Annotated in this window: 13 protein-coding genes; 11 read left to right on the top strand and 2 right to left on the bottom strand. The window is 68.2% G+C overall.

The features are described from left to right. Nucleotides 1-49 precede the first annotated feature (49 nt). Nucleotides 50-466, bottom strand: a complete 417-nt coding sequence (locus OQ968_RS06170; RefSeq protein WP_324675733.1) for a WhiB family transcriptional regulator — start codon at nt 464-466, stop codon at nt 50-52. Nucleotides 467-607: 141 nt separating this feature from the next. On the opposite strand from OQ968_RS06170, the gene OQ968_RS06165 reads away from it, so the two are divergent. From OQ968_RS06165 to OQ968_RS06140, 6 genes are all read left to right on the top strand, one after another. Next, nucleotides 608-1,426: a helix-turn-helix transcriptional regulator gene (locus OQ968_RS06165; RefSeq protein WP_324675731.1), complete on the top strand. Its 819-nt coding sequence runs from the start codon at nt 608-610 to the stop codon at nt 1,424-1,426. 38 nt (nt 1,427-1,464) lie between these two features. After that, nucleotides 1,465-2,259, top strand: a complete 795-nt coding sequence (locus OQ968_RS06160; protein ID WP_420715851.1) for a C40 family peptidase — start codon at nt 1,465-1,467, stop codon at nt 2,257-2,259. Between the two features lie 50 nt (nt 2,260-2,309). Further along, nucleotides 2,310-2,672: a DUF4226 domain-containing protein gene (locus tag OQ968_RS06155; RefSeq protein WP_324675727.1), complete on the top strand. Its 363-nt coding sequence runs from the start codon at nt 2,310-2,312 to the stop codon at nt 2,670-2,672. Nucleotides 2,673-2,808: 136 nt separating this feature from the next. Further along, entirely contained in the window at nt 2,809-4,233 is a 1,425-nt protein-coding gene (locus OQ968_RS06150) for a DUF4226 domain-containing protein (RefSeq protein WP_324675725.1), read from the top strand. 14 nt (nt 4,234-4,247) lie between these two features. Beyond that, entirely contained in the window at nt 4,248-4,565 is a 318-nt protein-coding gene (locus OQ968_RS06145; RefSeq protein WP_324675723.1) for an ESX-1 secretion-associated protein, read from the top strand. Next, nucleotides 4,562-4,873: a DUF2694 family protein gene (locus OQ968_RS06140; RefSeq protein WP_324675721.1), complete on the top strand. Its 312-nt coding sequence runs from the start codon at nt 4,562-4,564 to the stop codon at nt 4,871-4,873. The genes OQ968_RS06145 and OQ968_RS06140 overlap by 4 nt, the downstream gene beginning before the upstream one ends. A 1-nt stretch (nt 4,874) precedes the next feature. Here the strand turns inward: OQ968_RS06140 and OQ968_RS06135 are convergent, their stop codons facing one another. Beyond that, entirely contained in the window at nt 4,875-5,018 is a 144-nt protein-coding gene (locus tag OQ968_RS06135) for a hypothetical protein (protein WP_324675719.1), read from the bottom strand. A gap of 82 nt (nt 5,019-5,100) precedes the next feature. Here OQ968_RS06135 and OQ968_RS06130 point away from each other — a divergent pair, with 82 nt between their 5' ends. The 5 genes from OQ968_RS06130 (at nt 5,101) to OQ968_RS06110 (ending at nt 13,008) form a co-directional block, all read left to right on the top strand. Then, nucleotides 5,101-6,525, top strand: coding sequence for a DUF5631 domain-containing protein (locus tag OQ968_RS06130; protein ID WP_324675717.1), 1,425 nt, complete (start codon nt 5,101-5,103; stop codon nt 6,523-6,525). A gap of 32 nt (nt 6,526-6,557) precedes the next feature. Continuing rightward, nucleotides 6,558-6,875 carry a DUF2710 family protein gene (locus tag OQ968_RS06125; RefSeq protein ID WP_324675964.1) on the top strand — a complete coding sequence of 106 codons (318 nt, stop codon included), beginning with the start codon at nt 6,558-6,560 and terminating at the stop codon, nt 6,873-6,875. A 51-nt stretch (nt 6,876-6,926) separates the two neighbouring features. After that, nucleotides 6,927-8,423, top strand: a complete 1,497-nt coding sequence (gene eccB, locus OQ968_RS06120) for a type VII secretion protein EccB (protein WP_324675715.1) — start codon at nt 6,927-6,929, stop codon at nt 8,421-8,423. A 3-nt stretch (nt 8,424-8,426) separates the two neighbouring features. Then, nucleotides 8,427-12,545 carry a type VII secretion protein EccCa gene (eccCa, locus tag OQ968_RS06115; RefSeq protein ID WP_324675713.1) on the top strand — a complete coding sequence of 1,373 codons (4,119 nt, stop codon included), beginning with the start codon at nt 8,427-8,429 and terminating at the stop codon, nt 12,543-12,545. A 160-nt stretch (nt 12,546-12,705) separates the two neighbouring features. Beyond that, nucleotides 12,706-13,008 (top strand): PE family protein, encoded by a 303-nt coding sequence (locus tag OQ968_RS06110; RefSeq protein WP_324675712.1) that lies wholly within the window; start codon nt 12,706-12,708, stop codon nt 13,006-13,008. Nucleotides 13,009-13,024 lie beyond the last annotated feature (16 nt).

The following is a 13,024-nucleotide window of genomic DNA, read 5'->3' as shown; positions in this document are numbered from 1 at the left end:
CACTACCCCGTATGCCGGGGCAACAAACTGCCGACCGCCAGGGCGTTTCTCAGGCAGCCGAGCGGGGCCCGACGTGCGCGAGCGGCAGGTGCACCACCACCGCGGGCGCCGCGACGACGTCATGTTCGCGGCGGGCCAGCAGGGCCGCGTTTTCGGGCAGCTGGCGGGAGTTGATCTCGCCCGCGGCGATGCGCCGGAGGACGTCGTGGGCACGCGCGAGCTGTTCGCGCTTGCGGTACTGCCCACCCGGAAGTTTGACGCCCGCCCAGACGCCGTACTCCTCGCGGTGCGCGATGGCGTGCTGGGCACACCGCCGCTGCTGCGCCAACGGGCAACGGCGCAGGCATTGCAGCCGCGCTTCGGTGGCCGACTGCTCGTAAGCGCGCGCCTTTGCCGCGCCGTCGCCACCGTCATCGTCGGGATAGCCGAACCATAGTTCCGGGTTGGCTGCGCAGGGATGTCCCATGCTGGTCTCCTTGTCGAATGAAACGTAGGCAAAAGCGTATACGCACATAACCGGTTAGCGCAAGCGAAACGTGACAAAAACGTATATACAGGGCCTAGCGACCCAGCCTGTGTAATATCCGGCCTATGGCCGGAGCCTGCCGTGAGCCGTGAATCGGCCGGCGCCGCCATCCGCGCGTTGCGCGAGTCGCGCGACTGGTCGCTAGCCGAACTCGCCGCCGCGACCGGCGTCAGCGTCATGGGACTGAGCTATCTGGAGCGCGGGGCCCGCAAGCCCCACAAAAGCACAGTTCAGAAGGTCGAGAATGGGCTGGGTCTGCCGCCCGGCACCTACTCGCGGTTGTTGGTGGCCGCCGATCCGGACGCGGAGCTGGCCCGGTTGCTCGCCGCGCAGCCGCCCGAACCGGCGTCCGCGCGGCCCGCCGGCACGGTGGTCGTCGACCGTCACAGCGACACCGAAGTGCTGGAAGGTTATGCCGAAGCGCAACTCGACGCCCTCAAATCTGTCATCGATCGGTTGCCGGCGACGACATCAAACGAATATGAGACGTATATTCTCTCTGTGATCGCACAATGCGTGAAGGCAGAGATGCTGGCCGCCAGCTCATGGCGGGTGGCCGTGAACGCCGGCGCCGACTCGACGGATCGGCTCATGCAGCATCTACGGGAGCTCGAGGCGACGCGCAGCGCGCTGCTGGAGCGGATGCCAGCCAGCTTGAGCGCGCGCTTTGATCGGGCTTGCGCGCGCTCGTCGCTGCCGGAGCCGATCGTCGCGGCATTGCTCGGTGTCGGCAGCGACGAAATGTGGGACATCCGCAACCGCGGGGTCATCCCGGCCGGAGCGCTCCCCCGCGTGCGCGCTTTCACGGACGCCGTCGAGTCGACGACCCAGGACACGACGGCTCACCCCACGACGAACGAGGTCACGACGGACGCGGACACTGACGAGGGGGAACAGTGATCGAAAGCGACATCGCGGCGCTGAGTCGCGCGCATCAGATGTTTACCGGCAGCACTTCGCACGCGACGCTGGACGCGGACCCAGGGCATTACAGAAGATTGCTGTCGCGATCTGCAGAACTGAATAGTGGTGTGGTCCATGGTGATTACGGACTGCTGGCGGAGCGCGGACGGGAGACATTGCGGTCGACGGCGCGCACGGATGCCGCGGCGACGGGCGTGATCGCCGCTGCCCACCGAGATCGGGCGCAGGCGCGCGAGCTGACCAAGAACGTCCTCGACGAGGCTCGCGCCGATGCCGCCACCACCCCTGTTACCCCGATGGCCCAACGGGAGGCGATGCGGCGCCGCGTCGCCCGGCTGCACGCGCAACGGGCGCACGTGCTGGCGACCCGGCTTCGCGCCCGGCGGCATTCAGCGGCGTTGCGCGCGCTGCGGTACCGGATGTCGCACCATCGCGGCCGGGGACTGGCCGGGCTGCGGCTGCCGTTACCGAACGGCCGTGCCGGGATGGCGGTGCGCGCCGCCCTGTCACGGTTGGGCCGGCCGTATGTCTGGGGCGCGACGGGCCCCGACCAGTTCGACTGCTCGGGGTTGGTCCAATGGGCCTACGCGCAGGCGGGTATTCACCTGGACCGCACCACGTATCAGCAGATCAACGACGGGATCCCGGTGCCCCGTTCGCAAGTCCGTCCGGGCGATCTCGTCTTTCCCCATGCGGGACACGTACAGCTGGCCATCGGGAACAACCTGGTGGTCGAGGCCCCCTACTCGGGCGCCTCGGTGCGGATCAGCCAGCTGGGCAGTAACGTTGCGATCCGCCGACCGATATGAGAAGCAACGACCGCCCGGATCCAGCTGGGCACGATGAATAGGTTGAACCCATGTCGGAACCGTCCGGGCCTTCGCTAGCCGCCATTCAGGCGCGTCAGGCGGCGCTAGCAGACCAACACGGTACGGTCGCCGACGCCGACCGCGTGCTGGCCGAGGTGCTTGCCAACGCTCACACCGCGATACGGGAGAGCATCCGCCGGCTCGATGCGATCGCCGACGAAATCGAACGCGCGGCACCGGATCGGAACGACCTTGCTCTCGATACTCCGTTGGGGGTCCGTGAGTTTCAGCGTTTCCTGGTCGCCAAGCAACGCGAGATCGCGGCGATCGTCGCCGATGCGCACGAGCTCGACCGTGCGAAAAGTGCTGTGCTGGAAGAGCTCCGGGCGCACTACACCGTCTCCCCGGGCTAGCCGAACGCCGCGCGGTGCGTTCATTCACAGGCCCGTCGAGGTGAATTGTCGCCGAGTTTGCGCCTGAGTACTGTCACGCGGCATGGAGGGGTCGCGACACCGCCCGCACCGGGACGCAGCGTTGTTCGCCTAGACGATGTCGACTTACGACGAACTGCTCACCACGGTCAAACGCGTGCGCGACCGCACCGGCGATCCCAACGCCTGGCAGGCGGGTTTGACGCCGGCCGAGCTGACCGCCGTGGTCACCCCCACCACGCGTGCGGAAACCCTCGATGCGATTCTGCTCAAGATCCGGCGGCAGCACCCCGACCTGTTCGACGCCCGCGCGCTGCCGGGCGGACCGCTGCCGGATCGGCAGGAGGGTGCCGCCGCCGAGGCCATAGCGGAGGCCGAAGCCGCTCTGGCACACCAGAATTCGGCAAGCTCGCAGCTCGACCTGCAAGTGGTTTCGGCCATCATGAACGCGCACCTGAAGACCGTCGAGGGCAGAGAAGCGCTGACCAAGTTGCAGCACGAGACCGAAGCGGCCGTCCAAACCCGGTCCGATCTGGACACGCCCGCGGGCGCACGCGATTTCCAGCGGTTCCTCATCGGCAAGCTCAGGGACATTCGGTCGGTGGTCGCGAACGCGAGCCTCGACGACACGTCGAAGTCAGCACTGATGGCCGCGTGGACGGCGCTGTACGACGCGTCCAAGGGCGCGCCGAGCGCTTCGCGCGAAAGCGGACCGGCGCCTGGCGCCGCCACGAGTGCACCCATGCGCGGCACCGCCGGCCAATCCGCGGATGTTGCCGACCCCGGCTGGGATCCGTTACTCGATTCGCTGCTGGCCGACGATCCCGGGCTGCCGGCCGGGGACCAATCCGGGCAGGGCCCAACATCCACCACGCCGGCGGCGCCGGTCGCGCCGAGCGTTCCCAACTTTGGTGGTCTACCCGGGCTGGGCGCAGCGCCGGCCTCACCGGCCGGTTGGGGCGGCCCGGGTGGGTTGCCGTTCGGCGGGCCGCAAGAGCGCACCGATCCGGGGGGTATGGACGACGGGCTGGCGGGGGCGGAAGACGTCGACGCGATGGACCACGCCTCGCCCGAGGAAGCCGACAAGCACGCGGAGGACGAACAGCGCGAACAGGACGAGTCAGCCGACAAGCGCGAACCGCAGCCGGCGGGCCCGACGCCGGTGACCCTGCCCGACGGCGACACCGTGACCGCCGCCAGCCCGCAGCTGGCCGCGGCGATCAAGGCCGCGACCGGCGGGGCGTCGATCGCGGATGCCTTCCACCAGCAGGGAATTACCATTCCCGCGCCGGGCACCGCGGTCACCAACCCGATCGACGCGCTGCAAGTCGCGCCGGGCGACATCGGCATGTTCACCGACCGGCACGCGCTGGCCCTCGGCCACGAGAAGGCCCTTCTCGACGGGCAGATTCAGCACATCGCCACCGTAACCGGGCCAAGCTTTCTAGGCTGGGAGCATCCGCCGGTGGCGGTCGCGACCGCGCCGGCCACTGACGACGCACCGGCGCCCACCCGCCCGGCAGGCACGTCGACCACGGCATGAACAGGAGACAACAGATGGCAGACCGAATCCATGTGGTGCCCGCGCATTTACGTGACGCCGCCGCGCATCACCAGGACACCTCCGAGTACTTGCGGACCGTGCCGTCGTCGCACCCTGCGATTCAGGAGAGCCTGGACTCACTGGGGCCCATCTTCGGCGAACTTCGCGACGCGGGACGGGAGCTGCTCGAGCTCCGCCGCCAGTGCTACGAGCAACAAGCCAACGATCACGCCGAGATGGCGCACAAACTGAATACGTCGGCGGCGGTGTGGGACCAGCACGAGGAAGATGCGGCCGGCAAGCTCGGCGGCATCGTCGACGGCGGTCGATGACAGACGCCAATCCGGCCTTCGACACGGTTCACCCGAGCGGACACATCCTGGTCCGCTCGTGCCGCGGCGGCTACATGCACAGCGTCGCCCTGAGCGAAGAGGCGATGGACACCGACGCCCAAACCCTGGCAAGGGGCATCCTTTTGACCGCCGATGTGTCGTGCCTGAAGGCGTTGCTAGAGGTTCGCGACGAAATCGTGGCGGCCGGGCACACCCCGTCCGCGGCGGTGCCGACCCCGCACGACCTGGATGCGGCGATCGAGAAGTTGCTGGCGCACAAACTGCGCCGCCGCGATGACGCGCGTTAGCCTACAGAACCCAGGTCTTGACGATGTCGGGATCGGGTGCGATATCGGTTGGTGGCTCGATGGGATTGGCGCCGAACAACTCTCGCGCGCGGCTCAGCAGAGCGCGGACCTCGTCGAGCTGCTGCTGCAGCGCAGAATCAGCCATGCCCCCACGCTACCCAGGCCGTCGCATCCGCACAATTCACCGTCCGCATAAAGCATCTGCCGGATGCCGGTAGGCTTGGCCGGTGGCTATCTTCGGTCGGATCGCGGCGCGCCAGCGCCTCCGGAGAGCTACCCGGGAATCACTGGAGATTCCGGCCTTCAGCTCTCAGGTCGACTGCACCCCCTGGGTGACAGGCGGGCTTTGGCCTGACGAACTGTCGACCACTACCGGCGAAACCGCCGCGCTCGCAGACTATCTCAGGGAGGACCTGCAGCGGGTCACCCGTCGCGCCAACAATCAGCTGCGGGCCATCAAGCGGGCGGGCATGACCGATTCCACCCGGGAGGCCGAAGAGGCACGAGTCATCGACGAAGCCCGCGCCCACGCCGAGCGGCGAGTCGAATCGACGCTTCGCCATGTGCGCGCGATCAAGGCCGAGATGCTCGCGGGACATCGGCGCCCGCAGGTCACCCAGCGGTTCGCGAGCAGGGACATCCACCAGACGCAAGTCATCCCGGTCGTCGCGGATGTGGAACCCGCCGCTCCCCCGGCGCCGGATGCCGCGGTGGCCGAGGCCCCGGGCGAGCCCGAGGTTCCCGAGGTTCCCGAGATTTCGCCCGCCCGGCATCGGGCCCCCGACGAGGACGACGCCGTCACGACGATCATCACGCCGGAGCCGGCGGCCGGCGAGGCCCCGGAGGCACCGCAGCCCGCGCCGGTCGCCGACGAACCGGAAATCCCGGAGGAACCAGAAATCCCCGAGGAACCGGAAACCCCGGAGGAACCGGAAATCCCGGAAATCCCGGAGATCCCGGAGGTCCCCGAGACCGTCGAGCTCCCGGCGGTGGCCGAATCCGACGACGAACGGCTGCGGCGGCAACTCGCGTTCGTCGTCCATCAGGAACCGCGGCTGAGCTGGGCCGTCGCCGATCTCGCGGACGGCACGACGCTGTTGGTCACCGACCTCGCGCACGGCTGGATACCTCCGGGGATCAGCCTCCCGGCGGGCGTGCGGCTGCTGGAGCCCGGGCGGCGCGCCGGGAAGGTCTCCGCGCTGATCGGCGAGGCGGCGCGGATGGCGACCTACACCCCGGGCGACGCGATCGGCCGGCCGGCCGACTTCGCGGCGACGGAATCGTCGGTGCAGCCCCGAGAACTGCCGGCGGTCGACGATCTGGGCTGGGAGCTGGGGCGAGCTACGCACTGGCGCGACGGTCTGCCCCGGATGGTGCATACCTTGGCCAAGGCGGCCGCCGCGGGTACCGGCGTCGTAGCGGAAGAAGTCGACCTGTTGCGGGTCCACCTCGATACTGCGCGCCACCAACTCCTGACCCAGTATCCCGACGCCGGGTCCGCGCTCTTGCTCAACTGCCTGTTGCTGGCCGCCACCGAAAGCCTTGTCACCGGGGACTCGATATCGGCGAACTATCACCTCGCCTGGTTCCGGAAGCTCGACGAGCCGCCGCCCAGCCAGTGGACCGCCGAACTCCCCAAATCCATGAATTGACGCTGGTTGGAGGGGTCAACGATACTGACAGCGTGTCGGGATCGGGCAGTCGCGCGAATCTGAGCGACAAGGATCTCGTCGAATCGGTTTTGCGTGAATTGAGCGAGGCCGCCGACAAGTGGGAGGCTCTTGTCGCGCAGGCCGAGACGGTCACGTACAGCGTGGACATGGGCGATATTCGTGCGGTGGCGAACTCCGACGGTAGGTTGCTCGAGTTGACGCTGCATCCGGGCGTGATGACCGGCTACGCCCATGGAGAATTGGCCGACAGGCTGAACCTGGTGATCGCCGCCCTCCGCGAGGAGGCGGAGGCCGATAACCGGGAAAGATATGGGGGCCAGCTGCAGTGACGTCGGGGTCGATGCAGCACAACCGCATCGACCGCCGAAAGGAGAAGGACCGTGCCGCTCAATCTGTCCAACCGGGATCAGAATTCGGGGCACCTGTTTTACAACCGGCGGTTGCGGGCCGCGATCACCAGGTTCTCGGTGCGGATGAAGCACGACGACCGCAAACAGCAAGCGGCGGTGGCGTTGTCCATCGTGCTCGTCCTCATCGGCCTCGGCTGGATGGCGTTGCTGCACGTGATGAAGCCCGCGGGGTTGGTCGGCCAGTCGGCCATCATCGGCGACCGGGACACCGGCGCGGTCTACGCGAAGATCAACGGACGCCTCTACCCCGCGCTCAACCTGACCTCCGCGCGGCTGGCGATCGGCAACGCGAGCGCGCCCACCTGGGTCAAGGCGAGCGAGATCGCAAAGTACCCGACGGGCGCGATGATCGGCATTCCGGGGGCGCCGGACAGCCTGCCGATCACGGCGAGCGCCGTGTCGGCCTGGTCGGTCTGCGACACCGCGGCCACCCGGGGCAGCGGAACTTCTCCGGTGGTGACATCCATCGCGGGCCAGCTCTCGCCGTTCGGCCGGTCGGCGGCCATGGGCCCGGCGCAGGCCATCCTGGTGACCCACAAGGGCGCGACCTACGTGATCTGGAAGGGGCAACGCTCCCGCATCGACCCGACCGACCGGTCGGTGACGTTCAACCTCGGTCTTGACCCCGGCGTGACGTATCCGATCGAGATCTCCAACGCCCTTTTCGATGCGATGCCCTCGACGGAACCCCTTGTGCTGCCGGTGATTCCGGGTCACGGCACGCCATCGCGGTGGCTGCCGGGCTCGACGGTGGGCAGCGTGCTGGAAACCCGCGACGCCAACGGCACCGTCAACGGCTTCTATGTGTTGTTGCCGACGGGCGTGCAGAAGATCACCAGTTTCGTCGCGGACTTGTTGCGCACCGCGGATTCGGAGGGCACGACGACACCGGTCCTGGTCGCGCCCGACAAGCTGATCCAGATCCCGGTCGTCGACGTGCTCGACGTCGACTACTACCCGTCGGGCAAGATGGAATTCATTGACACCTCGGCGAATCCGGTGACGTGCGTGGGATGGGAAAAGCAACCCGGCGACCCGCAGGCCAGGATCACCGTCTTCAGCGGGCGGGGTTTGCCGGTCCCGATCGGCATGGACGATCGCGTCGTGCATCTGGTCCGCGACGACCGCGACCCCAATTCGCCCGAGGCACAACAGACCTTGATGCTGCCAGGTGCGGCGAACTTCGTCACCACCACAAGCGGCGTCAGCACGTCCGACAGCCGGGAGAGCCTGTATTGGCTTTCGCCGCAAGGTGTTCGGTACGGCATCCAATCGGATCAGCGCACACTCAAGGCGCTGGGGCTCGATCCGCGTTTGGCGGTGCAAGCGCCCTGGCCGATAGTGCGGACGTTCGCGCCCGGCCCGGCGATCAGTCGCGACGCCGCGCTGGTGGCGCGCGATTCGGTGTCCGGGGGCGGCGCCGTGGCGCCCATTCCAGATTCCAGCGACCAGACAAGCGGGGGTTGAGCAATGTCAAAAAGAGGTTTCGTCCGCGGCCGCCGCAAGCCGCCGCCGAGCGTTCCGCCGGTGCGGGTCGCCGTCGCCGCGCCGCTGGCGCTGCCCGAGCGGGAGCCGCGCAACATTCTGCTGATGATCGCCGTGCCGGCGCTGCTGGTCGGGATCATCGGCACCCTGGTGGTGATGTACGCCTCGGGAATCCGTTCGTTGCAGTCCGGCTTCTTCCCGATGATCGGGCTGGTCGGTTTCGGGACGCTGATGTTCAGCGGCCGCTTCGGCCGGGGACGCCGAATCACCTGGGGTGAGCAGGAAAAGCAGCGCCGCAGCTATCTGCGCCAGCTCGACGAGGACCGCGAAGAAGTCCAGCGCGCCGCTCAGGAACAGCGGCGCAGCCAGCTGTTCGTGCACGGCGACCCGCAGAAGCTGGACACCGTCATCGGCGGTCCGCGGATGTGGGAGCGGCGCCCGGGTGACCCCGACTTCCTCGACGTGCGCCTGGGGATCGGCGTGCAGCAGGCCAGCGAATCGGCGGTGTCGCTGCAGTGGCCCGACGTGCCCATCGGCGAAGAGCTCGAACCCGTAACCGGCGGCGCGCTAAGGGATTTCATCCTCGAGCAGAGCAAGATACGCGGCATCGGCAAGGTGCTGAGCCTGCGGTCGAAGCCCGGGTTCAGCTTCATCGGCGACGATCCCGGCGAGCTGCACAGCTTCGCCCGGGCGATCCTGTGTTCCCTGGCCGTCTATCACGGCCCCAACGACGTCAAGCTCATGGTGGTCACCCGCCACCCCGAGCTGTGGTCCTGGATCGTGTGGCTGCCGCACAATCAGCACGACGAGATGTTCGACGCGTGCGGGCTGCGCCGGCTCGTGTTCGCGTCGCCGACGGAACTGGAAGAGGCGCTCGACCCCGAGCTGCACCGCAAGGGTCGCGGGCCGTGGGCGCCGCCGGTCGGGACCAGCCCGACGTCGATGCCGTCGCCGATGGAGTCGGCCCCGGGCCTGGCGCTGGGCCCGCACTGGGTGATCGTCGACGACAACGTCGGCACGCCCGAGCAATGGGAGGGTGTGACCGGTCAGAAGGGCATGGCCGGCATCACCGTGTTGCGGCTGGCGACCCGACCCGGCGTCGGCGTCGGATTCACCGACGACAGCGAGCGTTTCGGGCTGCGCGAGGGCCGGCTCACCCACCGCGGCACCTTCTACGCGGTGGCCGACATGCTCGCCGAGAGCACCGCCAGTCGGTACGCGCGGGCGCTCGCCCGCTGGTCCCCGATGACCGCCGGAGAGTTGTCGGAGACCGATAGCCAGGGCGGCGAACTGCTGCGGGCGTTGGGGATCAGCGACCCGCGGGAACTCGACGTGGACAGGCTCTGGGCCGAGAGCCGCGGCCGCGGCGACCACAAATGGGCGATGGTCCCCGTCGGCGTCAAGCAAGGCGGCGAGCTGCAATACATCATCCTGCGCGCCAAGGATTTCGGCGGCTTCGGGTTTCACTCCGTCGTGATCGGGACATCGGGCTCGGGGAAGTCGGAGTACTTCCTGTCGTTGTGCAGCGGGATCGCGCTGACGCACTCGCCGGAATCGTTCATCGTGATCTTCGTCGACATGAAATTCGAGTCGGCGGCCCAGGACCTGCAGGGGTTTCCGCACGTCGCGGGTTCGTTGTCCAACCTGGGCAAGGACGACCGGCATTTGGCCGAGCGGATGCGCAAGGCGATCAACGGCGAGATCGCCAGGCGTTACCGGCTTTTCAAGGAGGCCGGCGCCCGCGACGCCAACGAGTACGAGGAGATGCGCCTCGCCGGCAGGGACCTGGAGCCGGTACCGATCCTGCTGGTCATCATCGACGAATACCTCGAGTTGTTCATCCACCATCCCGAGTGGATCGATCTCGTCATTCACATTGGCCAGGAGGGCCGCGGCTGCAACGTCTTCTTCACCCTCGGCGGTCAGCGGCTGGACCTGTCGTCGCTGAGTAAAGCCAAGAGCAACATCGCATTCCGCGTCGCCCTGCGCGCGGAGACCGCGGAGGACTCGCGCGACGTGATCGGCAGCGACGCGGCGCTGCACCTGCCGTCGAAGGAAAACGGGTACGCACTGCTCAAGGTCGGACCGCGCGACCTGGAGCAGTTCCGGTGCTTCTACGTGTCGGCGCCCTTCGTGGTGCCCAAACGGGTGGTCAACGTGAACAAGACCGTGGCCGTGAGCTTTTCGCAACCGCGGGCGTTCACGTGGGCGTACCAGCCGCTCAGCGAGGCGGACGCCGCGGCCCTGGCCGTCGCGGACGAGCCCGAGGAGCCCGACGAGTTCCTCTTCCACGCCGACGGCTTCCGCAAGAAGAAGCTCGTCGACATCATCCGCGAGTCGCTGAGCTCCCACCCCGCGCGCCCACCGCACCAAATCTGGCTTCCGCCTTTGGAAGTCAGCGAGCCCATCGACGCGCTCGTCGGACGCTGGCGCGGCAAGCCATGGCACGTCGACTACGGGCAGAACCCGGGACTGGTGTTCCCGGTCGGCATCGTGGACATTCCCGAGGAGCACGACCAGCGGGTGCACGCCATCGACGCCGAGATGGACAACATCATGGTGGTCGCGACCGCTCAGCGCGGCAAGTCCACCACGCTGATGACGTTGATGGCGTCGGCCGCGCTGATGTATCGGCCCGAGCGGGTCACGTTCTTCGCGGTCGGGGCGTCGTTGTATCCGGTCGAAGAGCTGCCGCACGTGGCGTCCGTCGTCAGCCAGACCGACACCGAAGGGGTGTCGCGGACCATCGCCTCGGTCGAGGGGCTGATCCTGGCCCGCGAGGCGTCGTTCAAGCAGTACCAGATCGACATCTCCGAGTTCCGGGAACGGCGGTTCGGCGGCGCGGCGGCGGGCGGCGGCACCGACCCCGACGACAAGTTCGGCGACGTCTTCCTCGTCGTCGACAACTTCAGCGACCTGTACGAGAAGTACACCCCGCTCGGGGACCGCCTGATCGGGATCGCCCGCCAGGGCCTGTCCTACGGCGTGCACGTCATGACCAGCGCCACGGCGTGGTTGGTGGGGCAAAAGCAGCAGTTGGTCAACGTGTCGAACGCGCGCATCCAGCTGCGCTTGAGCAACCCCGACGAGACCCAGATGGGTGAGGGCTTCGAGCGCAGGAAGGCCGCGCGCAACACCCTGGACCGGCCCGGCTTCGGGGTCACCCGGCAAGGTCACGAGCTGCTCGTCGGGGTGCCGGAGCTCACGTCGGCCACGGGTGAGCGGGTGGCGACGCGCGACATCGGCGCGGTCATCGCCGACGTGACCGGCGCGGGCCGGCTGGAGAGGTTGGCGCGACTGCCCGAGCGGGTCGAGCTCGGCCAGATCATTGGCGCGTTCGCGGCCACCGCCGAGGCGGCCGACCCGCTCAACATCCCGTTTGCGATCGGCGAAAGCGCGCTGCAGCCGGTTGCCCTGCCGGCGCGAACGCTGCCGAACATGCTCGTCCTGGGCCGCCAGCTGTGCGGCAAGACCACGACGCTGGCGGCGTTCGGACAGGCGATCATGAGCCGGTTCGATCCCGAGCAGGCGCAGATCACCATCGTCGACCCCAAGACATCGCTGATCGGCAAGATCCGGGGTCCGCATGTGCGCGCGTACGCCTACACGGCCGACGACATCGACGAGGTGATCGAGGGGCTGGCGGCCGTCCTGCGCGACCGCCTCCCACCCTCGGGGCTGAGCCAGGAGGAGTTGCTGAGCCGCAGCACGTGGGAGGGCCCACAGCATTTCATCCTGATCGACGACGAGCAGGAGCTGCGGCCGCACGGGGTGATCGGCAAGAACGCGGCAACCGCGCCGCTGTGGGGCTTGATGGAGCGCAGCCGCGAGATCGGCCTGCACGTGATCGCCTCCCGGTTGCCCGGGAACTGGGCCGGGGTGTCGGTGACCAACCCGTTCGTGCAGAAGATGACCAGCTCGCGGGCGCCCACGCTGTTCATGGACAACGACCCGGCGGCGGTGAAGGTGTTCGGCAGGGTGAGCGCCCAGCAACTTCCCCCCGGCCGCGGCCTGCTGGTCACGACCGACGGGGCGATGGAAGGGGTGCTGGTCGGAGATCCCGAATGGGGTGACCCGGGCGGGGCGGCCGGTAGCTCCAGTTAATGGAGCCGACGGGTGAGTCGACACCCACTGGTGACCACCATAGAATCAGGCAATTCCGCGCGGTTTCGCCGCGGACACAACATATGGGTGGGAAGCTCGGGCATTGGGGGTATATATCCCCCCTGCGGGTGGACCGGGCACTTAATACACGGAGGCAGAAATGACATCGTTCGGCATGGTTCCGGGGGCCGTCAACTTGTCGTCGGCCGCGGAGGCTGGGATCAGCGAGGAGATGGCGGCCACCACAGCGGCCGGAGCTGCGGCGCTCACCGGCGTGATGCCCATGGCCACGGACGCCGACTCGGCGGAATTCGCGGCCGCGCTGAATGCCACCGGGGCGGCCTACCTGACGACCGCGGGCGAGCACGTCGGCCAGCGGGCCGCCTTTTCGGGCGCCCAGGGTCTGGCTTCTGCCACCACCGAGGCCACCGAGGCGGCGCGCGCGGCCGCCAGCGCCCTGTAGCCCGTAAGCCGTAAGC

It is taken from the genome of Mycobacterium sp. 663a-19 (genome assembly GCF_035616495.1).
Lineage (GTDB): Bacteria > Actinomycetota > Actinomycetes > Mycobacteriales > Mycobacteriaceae > Mycobacterium.
The sequence above is the reverse complement of the archived record's forward strand: the minus strand, read 5'-3'. Positions and strand labels throughout refer to the sequence as shown.